The sequence below is a fragment of the Streptomyces sp. NPDC088746 genome (assembly GCF_044751065.1).
GTDB lineage: Bacteria > Actinomycetota > Actinomycetes > Streptomycetales > Streptomycetaceae > Streptomyces.
Genome location: NZ_JBIVLA010000001.1, coordinates 1,024,878 through 1,050,914, shown reverse-complemented (window position 1 = coordinate 1,050,914; position 26,037 = coordinate 1,024,878). Strand labels below are relative to the sequence as shown.

General features: G+C 72.4%; 21 protein-coding genes. 6 read left to right on the top strand and 15 right to left on the bottom strand.

Annotation, left to right across the window (positions count from 1 at the left end; all coding sequences use genetic code 11):
- Positions 1-70 precede the first annotated feature (70 nt).
- The 15 genes from ACIP63_RS04985 to ACIP63_RS04915 form a co-directional block, all read right to left on the bottom strand.
- A complete protein-coding gene (locus ACIP63_RS04985; RefSeq protein WP_362937074.1) occupies positions 71-475 on the bottom strand; it encodes a globin in 405 nt (134 codons plus the stop codon).
- Positions 476-548: 73 nt separating this feature from the next.
- The gene (locus ACIP63_RS04980) at positions 549-1,997 is read right to left on the bottom strand and encodes an FHA domain-containing protein (protein ID WP_401511511.1); all 1,449 of its coding nucleotides are present in this window, start codon (positions 1,995-1,997) and stop codon (positions 549-551) included.
- A 113-nt stretch (positions 1,998-2,110) separates the two neighbouring features.
- The gene (locus ACIP63_RS04975) at positions 2,111-3,472 is read right to left on the bottom strand and encodes a VWA domain-containing protein (RefSeq protein ID WP_401511509.1); all 1,362 of its coding nucleotides are present in this window, start codon (positions 3,470-3,472) and stop codon (positions 2,111-2,113) included.
- A gap of 154 nt (positions 3,473-3,626) precedes the next feature.
- Positions 3,627-4,988, bottom strand: coding sequence for a PP2C family serine/threonine-protein phosphatase (locus ACIP63_RS04970; protein ID WP_401511507.1), 1,362 nt, complete (start codon positions 4,986-4,988; stop codon positions 3,627-3,629).
- A 2-nt stretch (positions 4,989-4,990) separates the two neighbouring features.
- Positions 4,991-7,732: a tetratricopeptide repeat protein gene (locus ACIP63_RS04965; RefSeq protein ID WP_401511505.1), complete on the bottom strand. Its 2,742-nt coding sequence runs from the start codon at positions 7,730-7,732 to the stop codon at positions 4,991-4,993.
- Complete coding sequence (locus ACIP63_RS04960) at positions 7,729-9,066, bottom strand: hypothetical protein (RefSeq protein WP_401511503.1); 1,338 nt, start codon at positions 9,064-9,066, stop codon at positions 7,729-7,731. Before ACIP63_RS04960 ends, ACIP63_RS04965 begins: the two co-directional genes overlap by 4 nt.
- Before the next feature lie 47 nt (positions 9,067-9,113).
- Entirely contained in the window at positions 9,114-10,154 is a 1,041-nt protein-coding gene (locus tag ACIP63_RS04955; protein ID WP_401511501.1) for a glutamate ABC transporter substrate-binding protein, read from the bottom strand.
- 11 nt (positions 10,155-10,165) lie between these two features.
- Positions 10,166-11,557, bottom strand: a complete 1,392-nt coding sequence (locus ACIP63_RS04950; protein ID WP_401511499.1) for a hypothetical protein — start codon at positions 11,555-11,557, stop codon at positions 10,166-10,168.
- 295 nt (positions 11,558-11,852) lie between these two features.
- Positions 11,853-12,821 carry an N-acetylglucosamine kinase gene (locus tag ACIP63_RS04945; protein WP_401511497.1) on the bottom strand — a complete coding sequence of 323 codons (969 nt, stop codon included), beginning with the start codon at positions 12,819-12,821 and terminating at the stop codon, positions 11,853-11,855.
- Positions 12,812-14,077: a 6-phospho-beta-glucosidase gene (locus ACIP63_RS04940; RefSeq protein ID WP_401511495.1), complete on the bottom strand. Its 1,266-nt coding sequence runs from the start codon at positions 14,075-14,077 to the stop codon at positions 12,812-12,814. Before ACIP63_RS04940 ends, ACIP63_RS04945 begins: the two co-directional genes overlap by 10 nt.
- A 5-nt stretch (positions 14,078-14,082) precedes the next feature.
- Positions 14,083-14,982 (bottom strand): carbohydrate ABC transporter permease, encoded by a 900-nt coding sequence (locus ACIP63_RS04935; protein WP_401511493.1) that lies wholly within the window; start codon positions 14,980-14,982, stop codon positions 14,083-14,085.
- Between the two features lies 1 nt (position 14,983).
- Complete coding sequence (locus tag ACIP63_RS04930; RefSeq protein WP_401511492.1) at positions 14,984-15,982, bottom strand: carbohydrate ABC transporter permease; 999 nt, start codon at positions 15,980-15,982, stop codon at positions 14,984-14,986.
- 11 nt (positions 15,983-15,993) lie between these two features.
- Positions 15,994-17,334: an ABC transporter substrate-binding protein gene (locus ACIP63_RS04925; protein WP_401511490.1), complete on the bottom strand. Its 1,341-nt coding sequence runs from the start codon at positions 17,332-17,334 to the stop codon at positions 15,994-15,996.
- Positions 17,335-17,478: 144 nt separating this feature from the next.
- Positions 17,479-18,639 (bottom strand): ROK family transcriptional regulator, encoded by a 1,161-nt coding sequence (locus ACIP63_RS04920; RefSeq protein WP_401511488.1) that lies wholly within the window; start codon positions 18,637-18,639, stop codon positions 17,479-17,481.
- Positions 18,640-18,786: 147 nt separating this feature from the next.
- Positions 18,787-19,851: a mechanosensitive ion channel family protein gene (locus ACIP63_RS04915; protein WP_401511486.1), complete on the bottom strand. Its 1,065-nt coding sequence runs from the start codon at positions 19,849-19,851 to the stop codon at positions 18,787-18,789.
- 318 nt (positions 19,852-20,169) lie between these two features.
- Between ACIP63_RS04915 and ACIP63_RS04910 the strand changes: the two genes are divergently transcribed.
- The 6 genes from ACIP63_RS04910 (at position 20,170) to alc (ending at position 25,945) form a co-directional block, all read left to right on the top strand.
- Entirely contained in the window at positions 20,170-20,706 is a 537-nt protein-coding gene (locus ACIP63_RS04910; protein ID WP_104785722.1) for an HNH endonuclease, read from the top strand.
- A gap of 287 nt (positions 20,707-20,993) precedes the next feature.
- The gene (locus tag ACIP63_RS04905) at positions 20,994-21,326 is read left to right on the top strand and encodes a hypothetical protein (RefSeq protein WP_401511485.1); all 333 of its coding nucleotides are present in this window, start codon (positions 20,994-20,996) and stop codon (positions 21,324-21,326) included.
- Positions 21,327-23,474: a 4-alpha-glucanotransferase gene (malQ, locus tag ACIP63_RS04900; protein ID WP_401511483.1), complete on the top strand. Its 2,148-nt coding sequence runs from the start codon at positions 21,327-21,329 to the stop codon at positions 23,472-23,474. It abuts the gene before it with no gap.
- Between the two features lie 38 nt (positions 23,475-23,512).
- On the top strand, positions 23,513-23,725 hold the full coding sequence (locus ACIP63_RS04895; RefSeq protein WP_015577166.1) for a hypothetical protein: 213 nt from the start codon (positions 23,513-23,515) through the stop codon (positions 23,723-23,725).
- A 79-nt stretch (positions 23,726-23,804) separates the two neighbouring features.
- On the top strand, positions 23,805-24,740 hold the full coding sequence (locus ACIP63_RS04890; protein WP_401511482.1) for a LysR substrate-binding domain-containing protein: 936 nt from the start codon (positions 23,805-23,807) through the stop codon (positions 24,738-24,740).
- A gap of 59 nt (positions 24,741-24,799) precedes the next feature.
- Entirely contained in the window at positions 24,800-25,945 is a 1,146-nt protein-coding gene (alc, locus tag ACIP63_RS04885; RefSeq protein WP_401511480.1) for an allantoicase, read from the top strand.
- The last annotated feature ends 92 nt before the right edge of the window (positions 25,946-26,037 follow it).

The following is a 26,037-nucleotide window of genomic DNA, read 5'->3' as shown; positions in this document are numbered from 1 at the left end:
CGCTTGCGGGTGCACCTTGATGCGATCGTGACCGTTATGCGGCTCTGGAGTACCGGATTCCGCACATGGTTCAGCCCGCGGTATTGATCATCGAGGCGGCCGCGTAGGTGAGGTACTCCCACAACTGCCGCTCCTGCTCAGGGGGGAGGCCGAGCTCGTCGAGGGCCACCCGCATGTGGCCGAGCCAGGCGTCGTGCGCCGCCCGGTCCACCTGGAACGGGGCGTGCCGCATCCGCAGCCGGGGGTGCCCCCGCTGATCGCTGTAGGTGCGCGGCCCGCCCCAGTACTGCATGAGGAACAGCGTGAACCGTTCCTCGGCGGGACCCAGATCCGCCTCCGGGTACATCGGTCGCAGCAGCGGGTCGTCCGCGACGCCCTGGTAGAAGCGGTGGACCAGGCGCCGGAAGGTCTCCTCGCCGCCGACCTGCTCGTAGAAGGTCTGCTCCTGAAGCGTGTCGCGCGGAATCTCTGTCACCCGTCCATCGTCGCAGACACGGCGGCCGGGGTCAGGAGTCCTAGGGCTCCTGACCCCGGCCGGCTCCGGAGGTTCAGTCGCGGCGGACCGTGATCGTCGTCCAGGCCCCCACGTGCACCTGGTCACCGTCCTGCAGCGGGACGGGGACATAGGGCTGGATCGGCTCCTCGGCGCCGTTGAGCGTGGTGCCGTTGGTGGAGTTCTGGTCGACGACGGCCCAGGTGCCGTCCGGCTGCTGCACCAGCACGGCGTGCTGGTGCGAGACGCCCGGGTCCTCCGGCGGCACGGCGAGATCGATGTCGGGGGACTCGCCGGTGCTGTGCCGGCGGCGGCCGATGGTGATCTGGCTGCCGGTGAGCGGAAGGTGCTGCTCCGGGGAGTACGCGGGCAGGTTGAGCCCGGTCGCCTCGGGGCCGCTGCGCTGCATCATCGCCAGGAAGTAGTCGCGGTCCGGGCCGACGACGGCCTTCCAGCTGACCGTTCCCTGGTCCAGTCCGCCCTGGGCGGGCGCCTGACCGGGGAACTGCTGCTGCGGAGAATGAGGCGCCCGAGGGGCCTGCGGCGTCTGCGGGCCCTGCTGGAAGGCCTGCGGGTGCTGCTGTTGCTGCTGAGAGGGCGGCGGCAGCATCCAGTCGTCGTCGCCACCGGGCTGCGGCGCCTGCGGCCGCTGGGGTGCGGGCGGCGCGGACTGCTGCTGGAACGACGGCGGGGGAGGTGGCCCCTGCCGCTGCGGCTCGAACGGCGACGGCGGGCCGCCCTGCTGTCCGGGACCCTGGGGGCCCGGGCCCTGCTGACCGGGACCCTGCTGTCCGGGGACCTGCTGGCCCGGCCGGCCCTGGGACTCGAACGGCGACGAGGGGCCCTGGGACTCGAACGGCGAAGGAGAGCCCTGCTGGCCGGGGCCCTGCGACCCCGGGCCCTGCGACCCCGGGCCCTGCTGACCCTGCGGCCCAGGACCCTGCTGCCCCTGCCCCTGCGATTCGAACGGGGACGGCGACTGCTGCTGGAACGACGGCGGAGGCGGCGGCCCCTGCTGGAAGGAGGGCGGGGGCGGCGGCGGACCGGGGCGGCTGCCCTGGTCGGGCGAGAGCGGTTCGGCCGGCCGGTTCACCTGCGAAGGCCGGGAGCCCTGGTATTCGAACGGGTCCCGCTGCTGCTGCGGCGGGCCCTGCTGCGCCTGGAAGCCGGGCGGCAGATTCAGGCCCGGCGCCGGCCCACCCACGCCGCCCTGCGGGGCCAGCGGGGTGTACGACGTCGCCGTGTTCGTGAGGAAGTTCCAGCGGCACTCCTCGCAGTACGGCGCCATCGCCTCACGCGGGGTGCGGCACTGCGGGCAGAGCTCGGCCTGGGCGGTCGGCTCCCCGGTGCCGGGCACCGGGGGGTAGCCGTAACCGGGTGCGGGCGGCGGGGGAGGCGGCGGCGGGACCGCGCCCGTGGGCGCGCCCGTTCCGGCCATGCGGTGTCCGCAGACCTCGCACCAGTCCTCGGAACCCGACTGGTGTCCGTTCGGGCAGGTCGGCATGTCGGCGCTTCCCCCTCTCCTCGTCCGGCCCGGAGGCCGCCATGCTGTTCGGTGCGCCGTCCGGTCGGCCGGGGCGGCTCTCCGTACGGTCGGTTTCGCTGTCGTCCGTGTCGCTATTTCTTGACGCGAACTGTCTTGGTCGAGCGCGTTTCGAGTGTCATCTCGTCCGCTTCCGCGACCCTCGCTTTCAGTCGCACAGTACCGGTCGCCGCGTCGACGACGTCGACCACCTTCGAAAGCAGTTTCGCAGTATCCGCGTTTCCGGAGCCCGACGCGAGCTGCACCGCACGGCCCAGTTTGGCTGTCGCGCCGTCGAAGTCTCCCGATTTACGCGCATCAAGTCCCTGCTGGATGACTTGCGCCAGTTCCGCCTGGCCTGTGTAGTGCGCCACCTGGGGGTTGATCGAGGTGGACGCGACCATGTCGTCCGTCCACACGGCCCGTACGAGCCCCTGGGAAAGGGTCTGCGGGGCGCCGCCGCCGGACGGAGCCGGCAGGACCAGCGAGACCCGGGCCGCCAGCATCTCCTGGCCGATCCCGGCCTCCGGAACCCTGACGCACACGTGGTAGTCCCGGGACTCGTCGCCCCAGGAGCCGGTCGGGTAGTCGCCCGCACGCGGTCCCGCCTCGGTGCGGCGGCCGCTCAGATCGGCGACCGTGGGGGCCACCTGCTTGACGAAAACGATCTCCACACCGACGGGCGTCCAGAGCCGCAGCGCCACGTCCGCGACCTCCTTGCCCATCGCGTTCTCCATCATCTGTGTGAAGTCCGCGGCAAGCCCCGCAGGGTCGGCGACGATGTCCGCCGTGCCGAGCAGGGCGGAGGCGATCGCTGTGACCTCTTTCACCTCCCAGTCGGTGCCGACACCCCGCGCGTCACACGTGAACCGGCCCGCACAGGAATCCAGGGCGGCCCGCAGATCCTCCGGGGACTCGTGCTCGTTGCGGCCGTCGGTGAGGAGGATGCCGTGCCGGATGTCCACCTCGGCGGCCCCCAGCAGCCGGTCGGCCAGCCGCAGCCAGGTCCCGATCGCCGTGCCCCCGCCCGCGCTCAGCCGGCGCAGGGCCTCCTTCGCCTGGGCCTTGGTCCCCGGGTCGGCCGTCGCCAGCTGCCCGTTGCCGGGGTAGACGTCCTTGGCCACGTGCGTCCCCGCGACCACGGCGAACCGCGTGCCGTCGCGCAGGGTGTCGATGGCCGCCGCCGTCGCGTCGCGGGCGTTGCGCATCTTCGTGGGCGGGTAGTCCATCGAGCCCGAACAGTCGACCATGAGCACCACGGCGGCGTCCGGCGCCCGCCCCGGGAGGCGGCCCGATGCCGGAGCACCGTCGGCCAGCGGCACACCGCCGGTCGTCCCCCCGCCCGTGGACGTGACGGTGACGATCGCGTTGACTTCGCGGCCGCCCTCGGGGAGGTATTCGTTCTGGTACACCTCGACGGAGAACTGCGGCACGCCGGACTTGGAGAAGTTGGCCATCTGATCGGCTCCTCGATGCTCCACATGTGTCGGAAGAAGACAGGTGGGCGGACGGACAGAGTTCAGGGCGTAGGACGCGGGCACGGGGCACGGGACGAGCAGGGCGCGGGGACAGGGCGGAACACCGGCCGGCAGCCGGCGGACCGCGAGCGGCTCAGGCCGATCCTGCCCCTGGCGCCGCCACGGCGAACGGCAGCAGCGCCACTGTTACGTTGTCGTGGCCCCCGCCGTCGAGGGCATGACCGACCAGCACCTGTGCGCCGTGCAACGGCCGTTCGTACGCGTCGGCCGGTACCACCGCTGCCATCTCCGCCGCCGCCTCCGCGTAGTTCCACAGACCGTCGGTGCACACCACCACCAGGCCGGGCCGGTCGGGCTTGAACGACGCGGTGTGCGGCTCCAGTTCGTACGCGTCGGCGCCGAGCCAGCCCGTGATGGCGTGGGCGCGCTCGTCGGCGTACGCCTCCGCCTCGTTCATCAGGCCGGTCGCCACCATCTGCGCCGCCCAGGAGTCGTCCTCCGTGAGCCGGGCCGGTGGATGGGAGCGGTCCTCGGGCACCCAGTAGACACGGCTGTCGCCGACCCAGCCGACGACGAGCAGACCGCCCGCCATGATCGCGCCGACCAGGGTGCAGGCCGGGGCGTTCTGATGGCGGTGCTGATCGTGCTCCAACGCCTGACCGGGGTCCTGGGCCAGGGCGTTGACGGCCTCGGACGCCGCCAGGATCGCCTCGTGCATCGCCTGCTGCGCGTGCGTGCCGCGCGGCAGCGACTCCAGCAGCGACTCGTTGGCGGCGCTCGCCGCCGCGGCCGACGCCTCGTCGGGGCGGCTCGCCGAGGAGACGCCGTCGCACACGATGGCGACGACGGCCGGCGAACCGTCCGGCAGCGCGGTGGAGGACACCGCGAACGCGTCCTCGTTGCGGTGGTGGCGCAGACCACGGTCGCTCACCGCGGCCACCGAGCCGAGCTCCTGCTCCATGTGGTCGCGTTCGCGGGGCTGGGCGTGGCCGCAGTTCTCGCAGTAGCCGTCGGTGTCCACATGGCCCGAGCGGCAGGCCACACAGACCTTGGCACCGGACGCGGCCCCACCGGCGGTGGCGTGCTCCGCGGTACGGGGGTCGGGGGCGGCCAGTTCGAAGTCGCCGACGGCACCGGCCCGGGCGGCCCCCTCCGGGGCGTCCGGCTCGTCGTAGCGGACCGCCGCCCCCTCCGCGGCGGGCAGGGGCTTGCCGCCCGAGTCCACCCCCGGGAGATCCGCCGGGCGGTGCGTGGGCGCCGGCAGGTCGGAGCTGTCCGTCTCGGAGGCGGAGGGCCATTCCACCGGACCGGCGCCGACGGGCGCAGCCGCGCCCTGTCCGGGCACCGTGATGGCGACCGTCGGACGGTCGGCGGGCGGCGCCGGCACGGCCGAGAGGTCGTACCCGCACGCCCCGCAGAACAGGTCGCCCGGCTCCAGCGGTTCCTCGCAGCTGGGGCACCCCGGCAAGGAGGCCTGCTGGTGGCTCTGTGACATCTTCACACCCAGGTCCGGGGGCGGAAACGGTTGGCCCGCTCCACCAGTTCGATCCTCTCGTCGCCCCGCTGCGCGAGCCGGGCGAGCATCCGGTACGAGCGTTCGAGACCGAACCTGAGGCCCCGCTCGTCCAGCTCGCTGCCGAGCACCGTCCTCGGTCCCGCGGCTGCGGGAGAGGGCTGAGCCGACGGCTGAGCCGTGGGACTACCGGAGAGTACCCAGTCGAGCGCCGTGCCGAGTACCTCGGTCGACAACTGTTCACGTCTCACCGCGTCCAGGCCGTAACCCCGCAGCGCGGCCACCTGGTCCGCGGCGGCGGACAGATCGTCGAACAGCGGCTCGTGCGGGACCCGTTCACGGAGCCGGGCCCGCACTGCGGCGACCCGGGCCGCCGTGTAGTGGATCGACGACTCGGGCACGGACTCCAGGGTGCGCACGGCGGCGGGCCGGTCGCCTGCGGCGATCTGCACCCGGGCCAGACCGAACGCCGAGCTGACGAAGCTCGGGTCCGTCGCCCACACCAGGCGGTAATACTCCGCGGCGTTGTCCAGCTGCCCCAGCACCTCCGCGCAGACCCCCAGCGCGAGCTTCGGCGCGGGCTCGCCCGGGAAAGCGTCGTAGACCGCGTCGAAGGACAGCGCGGCGTTCTCGTTGTCACCGGTCACCAGCGAGGTGATCCCGCGGTACCAGACCACCCGCCAGTCGTCCGGGTGCTGGGCCTCCACCGCCGTCAGCGCCCGCACCGCGGAGTCGAGTTCGCTCATCTCCAGGCGGGCGCGGAGCTCCCGCAGCCGGGTCTCCAGCGAGGGGGCGGGCACGGAGTGCAGGGCGGAGATCAGCTCCGCGGGCGCCGACGTCATCACCCCGGCGAGGAAACCGGCGTTGGGGTCGTTCGGGTCGACCCGGGGCACGGGCAGGGCCAGCGAGGTCGCCCTCGCGTCGAACGGGGCGAGCCGGGGGCCGGCGCCCGGGTCCACGGCCGGGAGCGCCCCCGGCCCCTGGACCGGCGAGCGAGGCGCCGGGACGGCCGCCTGGGGCTGCGGATACGCCACCCCGCCGCTTCCCGCGCTGCCCCGGACATGGGTGGCGGGCGCGTACAGCGGAGCGGCTCCGGGCGGTGGGCCCAGCGGTGCGGGGGCGACGGCGGGGGCGGCCGTCAGCGGCGGGGCGGGGAGGGCGGCCGCGGGGACGGCCGCCGCCGCCCGCCGGCGTCCGACGCGTCCCGCGCCGCCGGACGGGCGCGTCCGGGCGCCGAGCCGCGACACGTCGCCGGTCAGCTCCGGGAACAACGCCGTGTCCGTGACGCGCATCTCCGTACCGAACAGGGTCGAGAGCGCCGGGCGCGGGCGGCCCGTCTGGAGGGCGACCACCTCCCGCAGCACACCCGTCAGCTGCTCCGCCATCTCCGAGGCCGAGGAGAACCGGCGGGCCGGATCCGGGTCCGTGGCCCGCACGAGCAGCCGGTAGAACGACTCGTACCTCCGGAACACCTCGATGTTGTCCGGGTCGGGGAGCGAGTCCACGAAGACGTTCGTGTACCCCTGGAAGTCGAAGGTCAGCACCGCGAGGGTCCGCGCGACCGTGTAGAGGTCGGAGGCGACGGACGGGCCGACCTCGGCCACCTCGGGCGCCTGGTAGCCGACGGTGCCGTAGATGGCCGACTCGTCGTCGTCCATCCTGCGCACCGCGCCCATGTCGATGAGCTTGAGCTGGTCCTCGGTCTGGATCGCGTTGTCGACCTTGAAGTCGCAGTACAGCACGTTGCGGCTGTGCAGGTGGCCGAGCGCCTCCAGCGCCTCGATGCCGTACGCGCAGGCCTGCTCCACCGGCAGCGGGTCCCGCTTGCCGGCCGGTGTGCGGCGCTCGTTGGCGATCTCCTTGAGCGACTTCCCGCCGACGTACTCCATGACGATGTAGCCGTCCAGCGAACCGGTGCGCTGGTCCAGGTGTTCCACGAAGTTGTAGATGCGGACGATGTTGGAGTGCTCGATCTCCGCGAGGAAGCGCCGCTCGGAGATGGCCGCCGCCATGGCGTCCTGGTCCCCGGTGTCCAGGAGGCCCTTGAGGACCACCCAGCGGTCGGAGACCGCCCTGTCCACCGCGAGATAGACCCAGCCGAGCCCGCCGTGCGCCAGGCAGCCCGCCACCTCGTACTGCCCGTGCACGATGTCGCCGCCGCGCAGCTTCGGCACGAAGGAGTACGGGTGACCGCACTTGGTGCAGAACCCTTCGGTGCGGCCCGGCCGCGCGCCACGGGCCCGGCCCACCGGAGCACCGCAGTCGGAGCGCGAGCAGAACCGCTTCCGCTCGGGGACCTCGGGGTTCTCCATCACCGCCGTGTGCGGGTCGGGCCGCGGCACGTCGGGCACGAGCACCAGGCCCGCGCCCAGCCGGCCGCGCCCGGAGGAGGAACCCGTCGAGACGCCCGAGGAACGCACCGACACCGAGCGGGACGTGGAGCTTCCGGACAGGGAGCGGGAGAGCCGCCCGGACACCGAGCGCCGGGAGGTCGACGAGCGGGACGAGGACCGGGCGGACGCCTGCGAGCCGGTCCGCTGCGAGGTGCTGCCGCTTCCCCGGCCGCCCGCCGCCCTGCCACCGCCCGCGATGCCGGTGGGCGGCGAACTCACCATGCCCGTGGGCGAGACGACCGGCGCGAGGCCGCAGGTGTCGCAGTACAGCTCGCCGCCGCCCATGTCCTCGTAGCTGCCCTCGCACGTGGGGCGCTGGCACTCCGTACTCATGATGTCTCCCCCTGTCCGTCGTACTCGTCCCGACGGCGCGGTGTCAGCAGATCGGTGGCGGCCTGCTGGTAGCGCAGCACAGCCTGTTCGGCGACGCGCAGATCGCACGGGGCGCTCCACAGCATCCGGCGGGCCGCGTCGTACCGCTCGATGAGGAGCGGGTCCTCCGCGAGACCGTGCCGGGCCACCTTCGCCTTGTACGCGTCGAGCCTGCCGCGCAGCTCCGCACGGACCGCGAGCGGCGCCGTCACGGACGTCAGCGAGTCCCGGGCGCGCAGCAGTTCGTCCTCGGCCTCCCGCTCCAGTGAGTCCAGCAGCGGCGACAGCCGGTTCCACTGGGCGTGCCTGCGGTATTCGGAGGCGGCGGCCAGCCGTTCCTGCAGGGCGGTCGGCGGGCCGCTCACGGCGGGAACCTCGGAGGCGGCGATCTTCGCCAGCACCTCGCCGCGCGCGGACCGGGCCTCCGAGAGCGTACGGTCCGCGCGGGACAGGACGTCGCGCAGCTGGACCAGGCGCTGTTCGGCGTCCTGCCGGACCGCGAGCACCGCCTCGATCTCCCGCCGTACGTCCTCCAGGGCGCGGGCCGCCCGGTCGTAGCGTGTGGTGTCGGGACGTCCTCCGCCGGGCGCGGCACTGCCGGGGACCGGCGTCCAGAACGCCAGCGGATCGGAGATCACCTGCGCCCGCAGGGTGGTCAGCTCCTGGGTGATCGACTCCAGGTCGTCCCCGGCGGGATGCTCCCCGGGGCGCACTCCTACGGAGTGCGCCAGCGAGCGCGTGCGGCGCAGCTCCGCGGCGAGCAGGTCTATCCGGGCGGGCAGCGCCGACCACACGGAGTCCGCGGCGACGACCATGTCCAGCGAACGGGCGTACAGGTCGTTCATCCGGGCGACCAGCTCCTCCAGCGTGAACCGCTCGGAGAGTCTGGCCGGCCCGCCGCCGGAGGGCCCCGGGCTGACCGCTCCCGGGTTCGCGACGGTCACGCTGTCACCGCGCAGGATGTCGGTGAGGGCCGCCAGGTCGTCCTTGCCGGGGTAGCGGCGCCCGGCCCGGATCTCCCGGGCCCTGGCGAGCGCCCCCGCGTAGGCGTCGAAGTACCCCCACAGCAGCGTGATCGCCTGCTCGGTCGTGGCCCAGCGTCCCTTGGTGACGCCGGTCAGATCGGCGCCCTCCAGGAGCCGGCGGCCGGCGTGGTCCTGCAAGGCGAGGAGCGAGGTCTCGATGGCCTCGTGCTCCGCACCGAGCCGGGCCAGCGCACGGTCCGCCTCGTCCCGGTCCATGACCGGGCCGGGGGGCCTCCCCGCGAAACCGGGGAAGGATCCCGCCACGCCCATCGATCACCTCTCCGTTCCGTCCGCCGGGCCCCAGGGCCCGGACAGGTTCAGTTGCTGCGGTACTTGGGTGCCGGGGGGCCCTTGATGCCGGGCAGCCCCTCCGCCAGCCAGGTCCGGTACGACTTCATCCAGGCGCTGTCCGCACCGCCCTGGCGGTACTCGGCCAGCACCTGGTTGACCCGGGCCACCAGGTCGTCGGCGCCGAGCTTCGCGGCCACGCCGTAGTACTCGGTGGTGAACGGCTTGTCGCCCTTGAGCTCCACCGCGGGGTCCTGGGCCGCCTGGCCGGCCGCCAGCGCGTTGTCCGTGACCACCGCGTCGACCTCGCCGAGCTGGAGCCGCACCAGGCAGTCGAGCTGGTTGGGGACGGTCAGCTGGTCCTCGTCCAGCTCGGTGTCGTCGTGCTCGTCCTCGAAGACCGCGCCGAAGGACTTCTCGTTCAGCGCGTCGTACGCCGTCGAGCCCTCCGCCGTGCAGACCCGCTTGCCCTTGAGGGACTCGTCGTAGCCGGTGATCGTCGACTTCTTGGGCGCCAGGACCTGCTGGCCCGCCTGGAAGTAGGCCGTGGAGAACGCGACCTGTTCGGCGCGCTTGCAGTTGATCGTCATCGTGCGCACGACGACGTCGACCTTGTCGTTCTCCAGCGCGGCGATGCGCTGGTTGGTGGGGATGGCACGGAAGATCACCGCGTCCCGGTCGCCGAGGATGTTCTCCGCGATGGCCCGCACCAGGTCGATGTCGAAGCCTTCGAGCGTGCCGGACTCGGCCTCCGGGTTCCGGTAGCCCCACCGGAAGCTGTTCTGGTCGACACCGGCTATCAGCTTGCCGCGCTTCCTGATCTTCTCGATGCTCGGGCCGTCGGCGCTCGACGCCGGCAGGCTCGCCTCCGGGTCCTCGCACTCCTCTGCCATCGCAGGCACCGCCGAGGTGGCGCCCTGCCCCGTGTGCAGCCCGCCCAGCGAACCCTCGCCGTGCGCCAGCGGCAGCAGGGTGAGCGAGGCCGTGACGGCACAGGCCACCGCCATGCCCGTCACGCCGCCCCAGCCGCGCAGTCTGCCGCGTGCGGCCCAGCCCTTCGGCCTGGTCATCGCTCGTCCCCTCACCGGTACTCCGAGAGCCTGCGGTTGACCCCGACTATCGCGGCGACCGCACCCAGCACGGCGAGGACGGCGGCCCCGGCCGGCAGCCCGCCCAGTGCCCCGCGGCCGTCCTCGGCCGCCGCGTCGAACTGGTCCTGTTCATGGGCGAGAGCCGTCTCCAGCGCGTCGTCGACCTTCTCGAAGGACTCACCCGTGGAGTTCTGCGGGTCGATGATCTGCAGCAGCGCGCTGTCGTAATCGCCCTGGTCGTCCGTCGCCCTGGCCTTCTTGTGGCGGTCCTGCCACTCGTACACACTGCTGATGGCGGCCTCCACCGGCTCACTCCCCCCGGAGTCGTCGCCGGCGAGCTTCTCCGCGCTCTCGAGCTGTGTGCCGAGTGCCTTCATACCCGTGCTGTAGTCGGTCTCGTACTTGTCCTGCTTGCCGTCCGGGGTCAGGACCGCACCCCGGGCGACCAGCGTGAGGTTCTCGTTGGCCCGTGCCTTCAGCGAGTTGATCCTGGCCTTGTTGAGGACGTCGAGTGACTGCTGCCCGTTCACCATCGCGCTATGCAGTTCCGCCCTGGCCACCGTGTGCCCCACGGCCAGCCACAGCAGCACCACCGTGGCCGCGGCCGTCGCCGCGAGCAGCCCGTGGTTGAAGACGCGGTTCGTCCTGCGGTAGTTGCGCCGCTGCATCCACACCAGCGCGGCCAGCGCCACGATCCCGGTGGCCAGCGAGAGGAAGGGCCAGCGCCGCGCGTCGGCCGAGTCGGTGGAGAGCCGGCCGGTCTCCGCCGCGTACAGCCGCTCGGCCGCCGGGAGGATCTCGTTCGTCATCTTCTGGTTGGCGTACCGGAGATAGGCGCCGCCGAGCGGCAGCCCCTGCCGGTTGTTGGCCCGGGCCCGCTCGATCAGCCCGGTGTACTCGGGAAGCAGCTCGCCCAGCGCGGTGATCTCCCGGTGCGACGAGGTCGAGGCGTCGGTGCTCGCCGCGGCCTTCACCAGCAGCCGGGAGGCCTCCTTGATGTCCGCGTCGTACTGCGCGAGGACGTCCTTGGGCTCCTGCGCTCCCGCCAGGAAGCCGCTCGCGGCCATCGTGTCCGCGTCGGCCAGCGAACGGTAGATGCTCGCCGCGGCCGCGCTGAGCGGCTGACTGCGTTTCACGACGTCGTCGGCGGACGAGGACCGTCCGGAGACCTCCGTGACGGTGACCGCGCCGAACACCACGACCAGCAGGGCCAGTACGGCGCCGAAGATCTGCAGCCTGCCCGGCTCGGTCGTCGCAGCGGCGCGCAGCCGGTCGACGGCCACGGACGGGGCACCACGGCGCTGCGCGGGCACGGTCACGGGCGCGGACGGCACATCCGGCTCCGGCTCCCGCAGCGCGGCCCCGCTCGGCGGGTATGTCACGTGACCTCCCCCTCGGTCATGACGACGGCCCGGCCCCCCGGCCGATCGGGGGACGACTCGTCCTGGCCAGAAGTATGGCCCCAGGGGCCGCAGTCCACCAGGAACGCCCGGATCCCGCCCCCGCCCCCCGTATTCGATCAGGCCGAGGGCGAGCGATCAAGGCGATCGGCCGGGCGGGCCGTCGAGCGGACTGATCTCCCTACCATGAACACGTTCGGGACAGCTGATCGGTTCCCGTACGCGAAGGGCGCCCCGCGCGGCACAGCCCACGGGACGCCCGACGCCTCCGGCCCTCTCAGGCGTACTGCGCCCGGAGCCTGTCGTACGCCGCGGTGGCGGCCCCCGTGCGGTCGAGACCCAGCAGCCCGGCGCCCAGCACCGGCGGAGCGGAGACGACCCGGACCACCGCCTTCGGCGCGCGCGCGGCGAGGAGTTCAGCGATCCTGTCGTCCAGAGCGGGGTGGCGGGCCGCCAGCACGCTGCCGCCCAGCACCACCGGCACCTCTTCCTCCAGCAGGCCGAGCCGGGCCAGCGAGACGGCGGCCATCGCCACCACCTCGTCGCCGAGCCGGTCCACGAGGCCGCGCGCGATCCGGTCGCCGGCCGCACCGGTGGAGAACAGCACCGGTGTCAGCTCGTGCCGGCGGGCGTACGGGATGTGCCCCAGGTGCAGCGCCTCGATCAGGGCGTACATCGAGTCGAGCCCGAAGTGCCGGGGCAGGGTCCGCGCCAGCTCGGTCGGCTCGCCGCGGCCGTCCTCGGCCCTCGCCGCGAACCACAGCGCCTCCTCGGCCAGCCCCGAACCGCCGCCCCAGTCACCGGATATCCGGCCGATCGCGGGGAAGCGGGCGGTCGCCCCGTCCGGCCGCATGCCGACGCAGTTGATCCCCGCACCGCACACCACGGCGACGCCGCGGGGCTCGTCGACCCCCGCGCGCAGGATCGCGAAGGTGTCGTTGCGCACCTCCACGGTGCCGCCCCACCCGCGGCCCTCCAGCGCCTCGGCCAACTCCCGCTCCTCGACCGGGAGGTCGGCGTTGGCGAGGCAGGCCGACACATGGCCGACGCCGTCGGCCCCCGCCTGCGCGAGGGCGGTCCCGACCGCCTCCGCCAGCCCGTCGACGGCCGTGCCGATCCCGACGACCGGCGGCTGGAAGCCGCCCCCGCGCCCGGTGCCGAGGACGGTCCCGTCGGCGCCGATCACGGCCACGTCGGTCTTGCTGTTGCCCGCGTCGATCGCGAGCACATGTGCGGTCAGGCCCACGCCAGGTGCTCCCGGTTGTGCGCGATCAGCTTGTCGGTGAGCGCCTCGGCGTACTCGAACTGGCCGGTCAGCGGGTGGGCCATCAGCGCCTTGAACACCCGGTCGCGCCCGCCGCGCAGCGCGGCGTCCAGGGCCAGGTCCTCGTACGCGGTGACGTGGCCGATCAGCCCGGCGTACAGCGGGTCCAGGGAGGGCACCGCGAGCGGTGTGGCGCCCGTGCCGTCGACCCGGGCCTGGACCTCGATCACCGCGTCGTCCGGCAGGAAGGGCAGCGTCCCCTTGTTGTACGTGTTGACGATCTGCACCGCGGAGCCGCCCCCGCCGAGCAGCGCGGACGCCAGGTCGACGGCCGCCTCCGAGTAGAAGGCGCCGCCCCGCTTGCCCAGCAGTGCGGGCTTCTCGTCCAGGGCCGGGTCGCCGTACATCTCCAGGAGCTCCTTCTCCATCGCGGCGACCTCGGCCGCGCGGGACGGCTTCGTGCCGAGCTCCCGTACGACCTCGTCGTGCGCGTAGAAGTACCTGAGGTAGTACGACGGGACCACACCGAGGCGGTCGATGATGTGCCGGGGCATGCGCAGGTCGCCGGCGATCGCGTCACCGTGTTCCGCGAGCAGCTTCGGCAGGACGTCCTCGCCGTCCGGGCCGCCCAGGCGCACCCCGAGCTCCCACGTCAGGTGGTTGAGCCCGACATGGTCGAGGTGGACCTCGCCCGGCGTCACGTCGAGCAGCGCGGCGAACTTCCGCTGGAAGCCGATCGCCACGTTGCACAGCCCTACGGCCTTGTGCCCGGCCTGGAGCAGGGCCCGGGTGACGATCCCGACGGGGTTGGTGAAGTCGATGATCCAGGCGTCAGGATTGGCGCGGCGTACCCGCTCCGCTATGTCGAGGACGACCGGGACGGTGCGCAGCGCCTTGGCGAGACCGCCCGCCCCGGTGGTCTCCTGGCCGACGCAGCCGCATTCGAGCGGCCACGTCTCGTCCTGGTTGCGGGCGGCCTGCCCGCCGACGCGGAGCTGGAGCAGCACGGCATCGGCACCGGCGACCCCGGCGTCCAGGTCGGAGGTGGTGACGATCCGGCCCGGGTGGCCCTGCTTGGCGAAGATCCGCCGCGCCAGGCCGCCGACCAGCTCCAGCCGGTCGGCCGCCGGGTCGACGAGCACGAGCTCCTCGACCGGCAGGGTGTCCCGCAGCCGCGCGAAACCGTCGATCAGTTCGGGGGTGTAGGTGGACCCGCCGCCAACTACTGCGAGCTTCATGCTTCTCAGCCCTTTACTCCGGTGAGGGTGACGCCTTCGACGAAGGCCTTCTGTGCGAAGAAGAACACGATGATGACCGGCGCCATGACGAGCAGGGTCGCGGCCATCGTCAGGTTCCAGTTGACCGCGTGGGCGCTCTTGAAGGACTCCAGGCCGTAGCTCAGGGTCCAGGCGCCCGGGTTCTGCGCGGCGTAGATCTGCGGTCCGAAGTAGTCGTTCCAGCAGTAGAAGAACTGGAAGAGCGCGATGGCCGCGATGCCGGGCTTGGCCATCGGTACGACGATCTTGAGGAGTGTGCGGAACTCACCGCATCCGTCGACCTTCGCCGACTCGATGTACTCCTGCGGAATGGTGAGCAGGAACTGCCGCAGCAGGAAGATCGAGTAGGCGTCGCCGAACGCCATGGGGATGATGAGCGGCCACAGCGAGCCCGACAGGTGGAACTGCTGCGCCCACACCAGGTACATCGGGATGATGATGACCTGCGGCGGAAGCATCATCGTGGAGATGACGAGGATCATCGCCGTACGCCGGCCGCGGAAGCGGAACTTGGCCAGCGCGTAGGCGACCGGCACCGACGAGCACACCGTGAACACCGTGCCCACGAGCGCGTACATCAGCGAGTTGCGCCACCAGTCGAGGAATCCCGGGGTGTGGAAGACCGTCGAGTAGTTCGACCAGTTCCAGGAGTCGGGCCACAGGTCGCCGCTCATCGCCTGCTCGTCGCTCATCACCGAGGTGAGGAGGACGAAGACGAACGGCAGGACGAAGAAAAGGGCGAGCGCGACGGCCACGGAGTGGACCGCGATCCAGTTCAGTACGCGCTTGCGGCGGTGCCGGGCGGCGTCGGGGCCGCTCGGACGGCTCGCGACGGCGGTGTCCGGCCTGGTCAGGGTGGTGGTCATTTCAGTCCTCCGCCGGGATGAGGCCGACGCTCTTGCGCATCAGCAGAAGGGTGACGGCCATGGCGATGGCGAAGAGCACGAGCGAGAGGACGCACGCGGCACCGGTGTTGAAGTTCTGGAAGCCCATCGAGTAGACGAGCTGCGGCACCGTCAGGGTGGAGTGGTCCGGGTAGCCGGGCTGGATCACGGTGCCGGGGCCGATGGAGACGCCGGAGGCGAGCTTCCCCGCGACGAGGGCCTGCGTGTAGTACTGCATCGTCTGCACGACGCCCGTGACGACGGCGAACAGCACGATCGGCGTGATGGCGGGCCAGGTGACGTAGCGGAACTTCGTCCAGGATCCCGCGCCGTCCAGGTCGGCGGCCTCGTACTGCTCCTTCGGCACGTCCAGCAGCGAGGCCATGAAGATGACCATCAGGTCGCCGATGCCCCACAGGGAGAGCAGCACCAGCGAGGGCTTCGACCAGTTCGGGTCGTTGAACCAGTTCGGGCCGTGCAGGCCGATCCACGAGAGGACCTCGTTGACCGGTCCGGTGGACGGGTTGAGCAGGAAGACGAAGGCGACGGTGGCCGCGACCGGCGGTGCCAGGTACGGGATGTAGAAGGCCGTGCGGAACAGCCCGACCCCCGTCTTGATCTTGGTGATCAGCAGGCCGATACCAAGACCGAACACCACGCGCAGGGCCACCATCACGACGACCAGCCACAGCGTGTTCCACAGGGCCGGGCCGAACAGCGGCATCTGCTCCAGCACGTACCTCCAGTTGCGCAGCCCGACGAAGGTGGGCGCCTTGATCTGGTTGTAGTGCATGAACGAGAAGTAGACGGTCGCGATCAGCGGGTAGCCGAAGAAGACCGAGAAGCCGACCAGCCAGGGTGAGAGGAACCCCAGGGTGCGCAGCCGCTCGCGGTTCCGCTTGCGCCGCAGGGGGGAGTTGCGGGGGGCCGGTTCGGTCCCCTGTCCGGCGGACTTCGCCGGGGTGGAGAGGGAAAGTGCCATGACTCGGCTCCTCAGTTTTCCGACTGGAGGTTGTCGGCGTCGATCTGCTCGTCGAGGTCCTTCAGGGCCCGGTGCAGGTCCTTGGTCCGGCCCGCTTCGACGGACTGCGAGAAGTCGCCGAACGAGGTGATGTACTGACCGCCGTTGTTCGAGGGCGGGACTGCCTGGCTGTGCGGGTTCTGCGCGATCTTGATGAAGGCGCGGAAGGCCGGATCGGCGTCCAGGTCGGGCGACTTGAGCGCGTCGAAGGTGGACGGCACGTTGTGGATCGCGTTGGCGAAGTGGACGACCGCCTCGGTGTCGGTCGTCAGGTACTTCACCAGCTCCCACGCCGCGTTCTGGTGCCGGCTGCTGTGCGCGATGCCGGCGACGGTGCCCGTCAGATAGCCGCGCCCGTAGGTGTCGGCCTGGTCGTCGGGGACCGGCAGAGGGGCGACCCCCCAGTCGAACTCCGCCTTCGCCTCGTCGAGCATCAGACCGCGCCACTCGCCGTCCAGGTGCATGGCGAGCTTGCCGGTCAGGAAGCCGTTCTGGGACGACATCTCGTCACCGAAGGTCGCGCGCAGCCGCTCCAAGGCGTCGAAGCCGCCCTGCGCGTCGGAGATCCCGCGCATGGTGGTGAAGAACTGCTCGGTCTTCGGCTCGTCGGCGAGCTTCGCCTTGCCCTCGCCGTCGAAGTACTCGGGGCCCCACTGCGCGAACATCCGGTCGGGGGAGTTCTGGTAGAGCTGGAAGTTCGGCATGAAGCCGGCGCGCTCGAGCGAGCCGTCCTTCTTCTTCCGCGTCAGCTTGGCCGCGTCGGCCTTCATCTCGGACATGGTGCGAGGAGGCCGGCTGATGCCCGCCTCCTCGAAGGCGTCCTTGTTGTAGTACATGCCGAAGGCGTCGGCGAGCAGGGGCGTCGCGCACTGGACGCCCTCGTACCGCGTGTAGTCCAGCAGGGTCTTCGGGAAGACCTTCGCCTTGTCGATCCCGCTCTTCTTCAGGAAGGGGTCGAGATCCGCCCACATGCCGGAGGAGCAGTACTGGCCGACGTTGTTGGTGGTGAACGAGGTGACGACGTCGGGTGCGTCGCCGCCGCCGGCCCGCAGCGCCTGGTTGATCGTCTCGTCGCTGACGTTGCCGGTGGAGACGACGTCGATGTTGGGGTGGAGCTTCTCGAACCGGGCGATGTTCTCGTTGATCGCCTTGACCTCGCCGGGCGCCGACCAGCCGTGCCAGAACTTCAGCGTGACCGGTTTCGTGGGGTCGTCGGTGTTGCTGCCGGTGCTCGGATTCGCGCAGCCGGACAGCAGCAGGGCCGCTGCGCCGAGCGCCAGGGGCACGCGGGTACGAATGCGCCGTAGCGCCATGGCGGACTTCCTTCACGGGGGAGAGGGGACGGGCGGTGAAGCGTGGAGGTACGGCTCGGAACCACGGCGCGCAGCGGCTCACCGGGCATGGGGGTGCCGTACGCACCACCGGGTACGGGCGGTACGGCGGGTCGTCGGGAGGAGTCAGGCGGTGTCGAAGGTGCTGTCGCGCGCCTGGGCGAGGGCGGTGCGCAGCGCGCCGGTCAGTATCGGGTCGCCCTCGATGTCGCTGATGCGGAGCAGCGGCCTGGGCAGCGCCAGTCCGGTCATCTCGGCCTCGACCCGCTTGCGCAGGTCGTCCCCGCCGGCCTGGGCCACGGAGCCGGAGAGCACGACCAGCTCCGGGTCGACCACGGCGACCACGGAGGCGAGGCCGGTGGCGAGTCTGCGGGCGACCTCGGCGGACACGGCCTCGTCGGCGAGGGCCTCGGCCAGCGGCCTGCCTCCGGCCAGGTCGCGTACGGCGGGGGAGGAGACCTGGCTCTGGAAGCCGCCCCCCGCGTCGGGTCCCGCCCAGTCGGCGGCGCCGCCCCGGGCGAGCGGGGCGCCGGGCAGCGGCATGTAGCCGATCTCCCCCGCGCCGCCGGTGGCGCCGCGCAGGAGGGTGCCGCCCAGCACGATCGCGGCGCCGACGCCCTCGTCGACCCAGGCGAGCACGAAGTGGTCGTGGTCCTGTGCGGCGCCCTCGTACTGCTCGGCGACGGCGGCGAGATTCACGTCGTTCTCGATGACGACCGGCCTGCCGACCACCTCGGCGAGGTCGGCGAGCAGGGTGCGGGAGTGCCAGCCGGGCAGATGGGGCGCGTAGCGCAGCTGCCCGGTGTGCGGGTCGATCGCGCCCGGCGTGCCCACCACCACGGCGGCGAGGTCGTCATGGCCGAGACCCGTCGGACGCAGGGCCCCGTCCACGGCCTCGGCGACGAGCTGGGCGGTGCGGTGCCGTACGTCCTCCGCGACCGCCTCGGCCTCCACGCGGCAGGAGCCGACCACCGTGCCGGTGATGTCGGCGACCACCGCGTCTATGCCGGTGGGCCCGACGGAGAGAGCCGCGACGTGGGCGGAGGCCGGGTCGATCTCGTAGAGCACGGCGTTCGGTCCGGGGCGCCCGCTCTGGCTGCCCGTCGAGCGGACCAGGCCCGCCTCCTCCAGACGCGCCAGCAGCTGGGAGGCGGTGGGCTTGGACAGCCCGGTCAGCTCGCCGATGCGCGTGCGGGTGAGGGGCCCCTGGGTGACGAGGAGATCGAGCGCCGCCCGGTCGTTCATGGCACGCAGAACGCTGGGGGTGCCTGGTGTGGTTCCGGCCATGAGCGACGCGCCTGCCTCTGTTAGGAAACTTTCCTATCGGTGAGAGGAAGGTATGGCGGCGTCACCGGGGCGTCAATGGGAAGCGCCCCCGAGGCAACCAAAGTGTTACCTGCGGGGGCGCTGTGCGCACCGGACGTCCGGTGCCGGCTACTTCGTGAGGTTGGCGGGCGGTATCGGGGTCGCCGCCAGCGACTGCGGCGACGTCGCCGACGCGTACGCCGAGGGGGCCGCCACGGCCGCCGTCGGGTCGGCGGCGGCCTCCCCGTCCGTCTGGAGGGGGATGGTGCCGATCATCATGATCCCGGCGGCGTCCAGCGCCTGCTTGATGCGCCAGCGCAGCTCGCGCTCGACGCCCAGCGACTTGCCGGGCATGGTCTTCGCGGTGACCCGCAGGGTCATCGAGTCGAGCAGCACCGCGTCCAGACCGAGCACCTCCACCGGGCCCCACAGCCGCTCCGACCAGGGCTCTTCCTTGGTCATGGTCTCGCCGGCGCCGGCGATCGCCTTGCGGACCGACTCCAGGTCCTCCGTCGGGCGGACCGTGACGTCGATACCGGCTGTGGACCAGCCCTGGCTGAGGTTGCCGATCCGCTTCACCTCGCCGTTGCGCACGTACCAGATCTCGCCGTTCTCGCCCCGCAGCTTGGTGACGCGCAGGCCCACCTCGATGACCTCGCCGGAGGCGACACCCGCGTCGACCGTGTCGCCGACGCCGTACTGGTCCTCGAGGATCATGAAGACGCCGGAGAGGAAGTCGGTGACGAGGTTGCGCGCGCCGAAGCCCAGTGCCACACCGGCGACCCCCGCCGAGGCCAGCAAGGGGGCCAGATTGATCTGGAAGGCGCCCAGGATCATCAGGGCCGCGGTGCCGAGGATCAGGAACGACGTCACCGAGCGGAGCACGGAGCCGATGGCCTCGGAGCGCTGGCGTCGGCGTTCCGCGTTGACCAGCAGGCCGCCGAGGGCCGTGCCCTCCACCGCCTGGGCGCTGCGGTTCATCCGGTCGATGAGATTGGTCAGGGCGCGCCGGATCAGGTAGCGCAGCACGATCGCGATGGCCGCGATGAGGATGATCCGGAGGCCGGTGTTCAGCCAGGTGGACCAGTTCTCCTCGACCCAGCCTGCGGCGTTCCCGGCCCGCTCGGCGGCTTCGTCCAGCGAGCCCGCGGCCCCGGGGGACGGAGCCGCGGCCAGGAGGGCGGACAGGGACACGGCGGGGACCTCCAGATGGGGCGACAGCAGACCAACCACAGTAACGAAGGCGGGGGGCCGGTTCGTTGCCGTCGAGGGGGGAGAGACACGTCTCACCCGGGCGCACGGTGGGTGTGGCCGATCCCACAGGGGGCCCGCCGACCGGTTCACACACCTGTTCCGGTGCGCCCGGGGGCGTGCGTACGGCCGGGCGGTGAGAAAAATCCCTCCGGCCCGTTACCCGCACGTGGTGGCGCTCGGACCAGGCATGAGGAGAGACTGAGATCGGATCGTCCCGGCGCGAGCCACGCGTCGCCGGCGTACAAGGAGGCATCCACCGTGCCGCACGTCCTGGTTCTCAACGCTTCGTACGAGCCGCTCGGCGTCGTACCTCTCCGCCGCGCGCTCGTCCTCGTCCTCGAGAACAAGGCCATCTGCCTCGAGGAGTCCGGCGCCTTCATGCACAGTGCCACCCGTGCCGTGCCGGCGCCCAGCGTGGTCCGCCTCAAGCGGTTCGTGCGGGTCCCGTACCGGGGGCCCGTCCCGCTCACGCGCCGGGCGCTCTTCGCGAGGGACGGTGGCCGCTGCATGTACTGCGGGGCCGCCGCGACCAGCGTCGACCACGTCATCCCGCGCAGCCGCGGCGGGCAGCACGCCTGGGACAACGTGGTGGCGGCCTGCCGCCGCTGCAACCACGTCAAGGCGGACCGCCACCTGCCGGAGCTCGGCTGGCGGCTGCGCCACCAGCCGGCGCCGCCCAGTGGCCTCGCCTGGCGGATCATCGGGACCGGGCACCGGGACCCGCGCTGGCTGCCCTACCTGCAGCCGTTCGGCGCGGACGACGTGATGGCCCGGATCGACGGCGTTTCCGCCTGAGGAACCGGGCCGTCGACGTATCGGAGGCCGCCGCGCTCACCCGGCCGGGTGAGCGCGGCGACGGCCCGGCGGGCGGCGCGGCCGGAGAACGGGTCCAGGACGCCCTTGCCGCGGGGGAAGGCACGGCCGAGTGGCTGAAAACGGCCCATACCTGACGCGCCGGGGAACGAAGTGTGACCCACGGCACGTTGGAATCGTTGTCATAACGCCTATGTCACGTCCACGTCTGCTCCCGCGCCCGCTGGGTAGGTCTGCTGTGTCCTGTTGTCCACGGCCAGGAGGCCAACATGCCCGCTTCCGCGCAGCTTCTGCTCTCCGCCCTCTCCAAACAGGTGCCTAGCCCCATGGGTTCCGATCCGCTGGCGGGCAAGAAGTCCCCGACCCTCACCGCCCCTCCGATGATCAGTGAGCTGCCGCTCGCCGATGTCTCCCACCTGATCGGTGAACCCGCGTCCGCCGACAGCGCCCCGCTCCTCAGCGAACCCCCGCTCACCAGCGAGCCCCCGCTCGCCGACGCCACACCCCTCACGAGCGAGCCACCGCTCGCCGCCGTCGCCCCTCTGACCAGCGAGCCGACAGCACCTGGCACCGCAGGGGGCATGGAGTCCCCAGGAGTCTGAATGGGCTTGTCCCGGCTCGCCGCACTGCACGGCGTCGCCACCTCCTTCTCCCCGTCCGCGGATGTCACGGTGTCCGTCCCCGACGACACGGTCACGGCCGTGCTCGCCGCCCTGGGCGTCGACGCCGGCACTCCCGCGGAGGTGCGGAGATCACTCGCCGCAGCCGAATCGGCGGCGGCCTCCCGACTGCTCCCGCCGACGGTGGTGGCCTGGTCGGGAGAGCCGCTGCCGGCCGCGCTCACCGCGCTGCCGCCCGGCGCACTCCTGACGGTCGACCCCGAGCCCGGCGCCACCGACGCCCGGTCGCCCCTGCGCATGCGGGTGCTCCCCGCCCCCGCACCCGACGCGAACACGCCGACGACGCCCACCTGGTGGACCGAACCGCCCCTGGGCGTCCACCGGCTGACCGTCCGTACCGCGGACCGCCGCTACGCCACCGCCACGCTCGTCGTCGCTCCGGACCGCGTACCCCAGCCGCCCGCCGGCACGCACGGATTCCTCGTCCAGCTCTACTCGATGCTGTCCGCCCGTTCCTGGGGCATGGGCGACCTCTCGGACCTGGCCGACCTCGCTGCCTGGGCGGGACGGACCCTGGGCAGTGACTTCGTCCAGGTCAACCCGCTGCACGCCGCCGTACCGGGCAGCCCGACCGACCCCTCCCCGTACCGCCCCTCCTCCCGCCGCTTCCCCGACCCCGTGCATCTGCACATCGAGTCGATCCCGGAGTACGGCCACGTCGCCGAGCCCGGCAGGGCGGCCCTGGACGACCTGCGCCAGGAAGCCGCTGCCCTGCGCGAGGCCGTGCTGAACAAGGGCGCCCTGATCGACCGGGACGCCGTCTGGGCGCTCAAGAAGCAGGCCCTGGAGATCGTCCACGAGGTCCCCCTGACCCCCGGCCGCCGCGCCGCCTACTGCGACTTCCTCGCCGGCCAGGGACAGGCCCTGGAGGACCACGCCCTGTGGTGCGCCCTGGCCGAGGTGCACGGCCCCCTGTGGCGTGCCTGGCCCGAAGGGCTGCGGGACCCCCGCTCCCCGCAGAGCGCCCGCGCCCGCACCGAGCTGCTGGACCGGGTCGACTTCCACTGCCGGCTCGCCTGGCTCACCGACACCCAGCTCGCCACGGCCCAGAGCGCCGCGCGGGAGTCAGGGATGACCGTCGGGATCGTCCACGACCTCGCCGTCGGCGTCCACCCCGACGGCGCCGACACCTGGGCCCAGCAGGACGCCTTCGCGCAGGGCATGTCCGTCGGCGCGCCCCCCGACGCCTTCAACGCCCACGGCCAGGACTGGGGGCTGCCCCCCTGGCGCCCCGACGCCCTCGCGGCGTCCGGCTACGGCCCCTTCCGCGACCTCCTGCGCGGCCTCCTCGCCCACGCCGGAGCGCTGCGCATCGACCACGTCATGGGCCTCTTCCGGCTCTGGTGGGTGCCCGAGGGGCGCCCGCCCACCGAGGGTGCCTACGTCGGCCAGGACGCCGAGGCGATGCTCGCCGTCCTCGTCCTGGAGGCGCACCGGGCCGGTGCCGTCGTCATCGGTGAGGACCTCGGCACCGTCGAGCCCGGCGTACGCGAGGCGCTCGCCCGGCGCGGTGTGCTCGGCACCTCCGTGCTCTGGTTCGAGCGGGACTGGGGCGGCACGGGGCGGCCGCTGGTCCCCGAGAAGTGGCGCGAGGACTGCGTGGCCACGGCGACCACCCACGACCTGCCGTCCACCGCCGCCCGCCTGACCGGCGATCACGTGACGCTCCGCCACCGGCTGGGGCTGCTCACCCGGAGCCTGGAACAGGAGCTGGCCGAGGACGCCGCGGACACCGCCGAGTGGCTGGCCTACCTGGCCCGGCTCCGGCTGCTGCCCGAGGGCGACGGCGACGAGGAGGCGGCCGTCCGCGCCGTCCACCGCTTCCTGCGTCGCACCCCCGCCCGGATGACCGGGGTGTGGCTCCCGGACACCGTGGGCGACCGCCGGCCGCAGAACCTCCCCGGGACATGGGACCAGTACCCCAACTGGCGCCTGCCCGTCGCCGACGCGGAAGGCCACCCCGTCACGCTGGAGGAGATCACCGCCTCGCCCCGGCTGCACCGGCTCATGGCCGTCCTGACGGATGGCCACGAGTCCCGTACGGCACCCCCGGGCGCGCGCCCCTCGTAGGCGTTCGCTACGTTTGCACCGTGGACAAGAAGAACGCTATGCGCGCCGGCGCCGTCGCGGCCGGTACGACGCTGATGATGCTGCTCATGTCGTCCCCGGCGCTCGCGCTGACCCGCGACGACGGTGACGACCCGGGCCCGGGGCTGAACGTGCTGGAGACCCTCGGCCTCTACGTCGCGCTCCCGATCGTCCTGTTCCTGGTGATCGCGGGACTCGTCATGGTCCTCGACAAGTCCAAGAAGCAGGCCTAGAAGGCTCTTCCGAGTGCGCCGCCGGTACGACGTACCGCGCGGCGCATCGGCATGTCCGGGCGACGGGTAGGTTTCGGCCATGACCGAGTGGGACGTCAAGAAGCTCCGCATCCTGCGCACCCTGCGTGACCGGGGCACGGTCACCGCCACGGCCGAAGCGCTTCTCATGACCCCGTCGGCCGTCTCGCAGCAGCTCACCAACCTCTCCAGGCAGCTCGGTGTACCGCTGCTGGAGGCGCAGGGCCGCCGCGTGCGGCTCACCGACGCCGCCCATCTCGTACTGCGCCACGCCGAGGCCGTCTTCGCCCAGCTGGAGCGGGCCGACGCCGAGCTGACCGGCTATCTGCGGGGAGAGGCGGGCCAGGTGCGGGTCGGTGCCTTCTCGACCGCCGTTCCCGCGCTCGTCGTACCGGCCGTGCGGCTGCTGGAGGCCGGGGACCGGCCCGGGCCCCAGGTGCGCGTACGGGAGGCGGAGGCGGCCCAGGCGTACGAGCTGCTGTCGGCCGGCGAGGTGGACCTGGCGCTCTCCCTGGCGGCACACGCCCCGACGGCCCGGGATCCCCGCTTCGCCCTGCTGCCGCTCCTCGCCGACCCGCTGGACGTGGCGCTGCCCGCCGGTCACCGCCTCGCCGGGGTGCCCGCACTGCGGCTGGCCGACCTCTCCCGGGAGGCCTGGATCTTCGGCGGGTCCGGCCCCTGGTCGGAGATCACCACCGCCGCGTGCGAGGCCGCGGGATTCGTCCCCGAGCAGGCCCACAGCGCGGCCGGCTGGACGGCGATCCTCGCCATGGTCCGGGCGGGCATGGGCGTCGCTCTGGTCCCCCGGATGGTGTCGTCCTCCGACCGGCCGCGCGACGGCGTGGTGATGCGGGTCCTGGAGGAGGACCGGCCCTGCCGCCATGTCGTCGCGGCGGTGCGGCAGGGGGCGGAGCGCGGTCCGGCGGTCGCCCGGGTGCTCGGGGCGCTCCAGCGGGCGGCGGAGCGGACCGTCCAGCAGAACGTTCAGAAGAACTGAAAGAATCGTACGAAAACTTTCGATGGACCTGATCGGTGTCGCGGCAGCACAGTAGGGACATGCCCACCGACAAGATCCAGACGGAGCCCCATTCCACCGACCCGCACGCCAACGACGCGGCCCCCTACGGCGGCGGTGACCCCTACGCCGACTACCGGACCGGCGACTTCCCCTTCACCGGGCTGGTCGACCTCGCGGACCGCCGCCTCGGCGCGGGGGTGATCGCGGCCAACGACGAGTTCTTCGCCGAGCGCGAGAACCTCCTGATCCGCGAACCCGCCGTCTTCGACCCCGAGCGCTTCGGCCACAAGGGCAAGATCATGGACGGCTGGGAGACCCGCCGCCGCCGGGGCGTGGACGCGCACCACCCCTTCCCCGCGCCCGAGGACCACGACTGGGCGATCGTCCGGCTGGGCACACCCGGAATCATCCGCGGCATGGTCGTCGACACCGCACACTTCCGCGGCAACTACCCGCAGCGCGTCTCCGTCCAGGCGACGGCCGTGGAAGGCGCCCCCGGGCCGGAGGAGCTCCTCGCCGACGACGTGAAGTGGGAGGAGCTCGTCCCGCCGACCCCCGTGCGCGGCCACGCCGCCAACGGTTTCGAGGTCACGGGCGGCCGCCGCTACACCCACGTGCGGATCTGCCAGCACCCCGACGGCGGCATCGCACGCCTCCGTGTCCACGGCGAGGTCGTCCCCGACCCGGCCTGGCTCGCGGCACTGGGCACGATCGACCTGATCTCGATCCTCAACGGCGGCATGTACGAGGACGCCTCGGACCGCTTCTACTCCTCGCCGGCGCAGATCATCCTGCCCGGCACCTCCCGCAAGATGGACGACGGCTGGGAGAACCGCCGCCGCCGGGTCCGTGACACGAACGACTGGGTGCGCTTCCGGCTGCCCGCCCAGGGCGCGGTGCGCGCCGTCGAGATCGACACCGCCTACCTCAAGGGGAACGCGGCCGGCTGGATCGGCCTCCAGGGCCGCGACGGCGAGAGCGGCGAGTGGTTCGAGATCCTCCCGCGCACCCGGCTCCAGCCCGACACCCTGCACCGCTTCGTCCTCGGCACCGAGGCCGTGGTCACCCACGTACGCCTGGACGCCTACCCCGACGGGGGCGTGGCCAGGATGCGCCTCCACGGCTCGCCGACGGAGGCGGGCGCGGCCGAACTGGCCCGCCGCTACGAGCAGTCCAAGGGCTGACGCCGGGCGCCCACAACTCCCGCCCGGCGGACGGCTGCGCACCAGGCGCCCGTCCGCCGGGCGGTTCTCATCGGGCAGCGGCACGAGGGCCC

What these genes read in the sequence shown, in the direction of transcription:
- ACIP63_RS04960 (WP_401511503.1), bottom strand. Translation starts at nt 9,066, where the DNA reads ATGGGCGTGGCGGGATCCTTCCCCGGTTTCGCGGGGAGGCCCCCCGGC.
- ACIP63_RS04895 (WP_015577166.1), top strand. Translation starts at nt 23,513, where the DNA reads ATGCGCGCCGGCGCCGTCGCGGCCGGTACGACGCTGATGATGCTGCTC.
- ACIP63_RS04940 (WP_401511495.1), bottom strand. Translation starts at nt 14,077, where the DNA reads ATGAAGCTCGCAGTAGTTGGCGGCGGGTCCACCTACACCCCCGAACTG.
- ACIP63_RS04920 (WP_401511488.1), bottom strand. Translation starts at nt 18,639, where the DNA reads ATGGCCGGAACCACACCAGGCACCCCCAGCGTTCTGCGTGCCATGAAC.
- ACIP63_RS04965 (WP_401511505.1), bottom strand. Translation starts at nt 7,732, where the DNA reads ATGAGTACGGAGTGCCAGCGCCCCACGTGCGAGGGCAGCTACGAGGAC.
- ACIP63_RS04955 (WP_401511501.1), bottom strand. Translation starts at nt 10,154, where the DNA reads ATGACCAGGCCGAAGGGCTGGGCCGCACGCGGCAGACTGCGCGGCTGG.
- ACIP63_RS04935 (WP_401511493.1), bottom strand. Translation starts at nt 14,982, where the DNA reads ATGACCACCACCCTGACCAGGCCGGACACCGCCGTCGCGAGCCGTCCG.
- malQ (WP_401511483.1), top strand. Translation starts at nt 21,327, where the DNA reads ATGGGCTTGTCCCGGCTCGCCGCACTGCACGGCGTCGCCACCTCCTTC.
- ACIP63_RS04905 (WP_401511485.1), top strand. Translation starts at nt 20,994, where the DNA reads ATGCCCGCTTCCGCGCAGCTTCTGCTCTCCGCCCTCTCCAAACAGGTG.
- ACIP63_RS04890 (WP_401511482.1), top strand. Translation starts at nt 23,805, where the DNA reads ATGACCGAGTGGGACGTCAAGAAGCTCCGCATCCTGCGCACCCTGCGT.
- ACIP63_RS04975 (WP_401511509.1), bottom strand. Translation starts at nt 3,472, where the DNA reads ATGGCCAACTTCTCCAAGTCCGGCGTGCCGCAGTTCTCCGTCGAGGTG.
- ACIP63_RS04930 (WP_401511492.1), bottom strand. Translation starts at nt 15,982, where the DNA reads ATGGCACTTTCCCTCTCCACCCCGGCGAAGTCCGCCGGACAGGGGACC.
- ACIP63_RS04925 (WP_401511490.1), bottom strand. Translation starts at nt 17,334, where the DNA reads ATGGCGCTACGGCGCATTCGTACCCGCGTGCCCCTGGCGCTCGGCGCA.
- alc (WP_401511480.1), top strand. Translation starts at nt 24,800, where the DNA reads ATGCCCACCGACAAGATCCAGACGGAGCCCCATTCCACCGACCCGCAC.
- ACIP63_RS04970 (WP_401511507.1), bottom strand. Translation starts at nt 4,988, where the DNA reads ATGTCACAGAGCCACCAGCAGGCCTCCTTGCCGGGGTGCCCCAGCTGC.
- ACIP63_RS04980 (WP_401511511.1), bottom strand. Translation starts at nt 1,997, where the DNA reads ATGCCGACCTGCCCGAACGGACACCAGTCGGGTTCCGAGGACTGGTGC.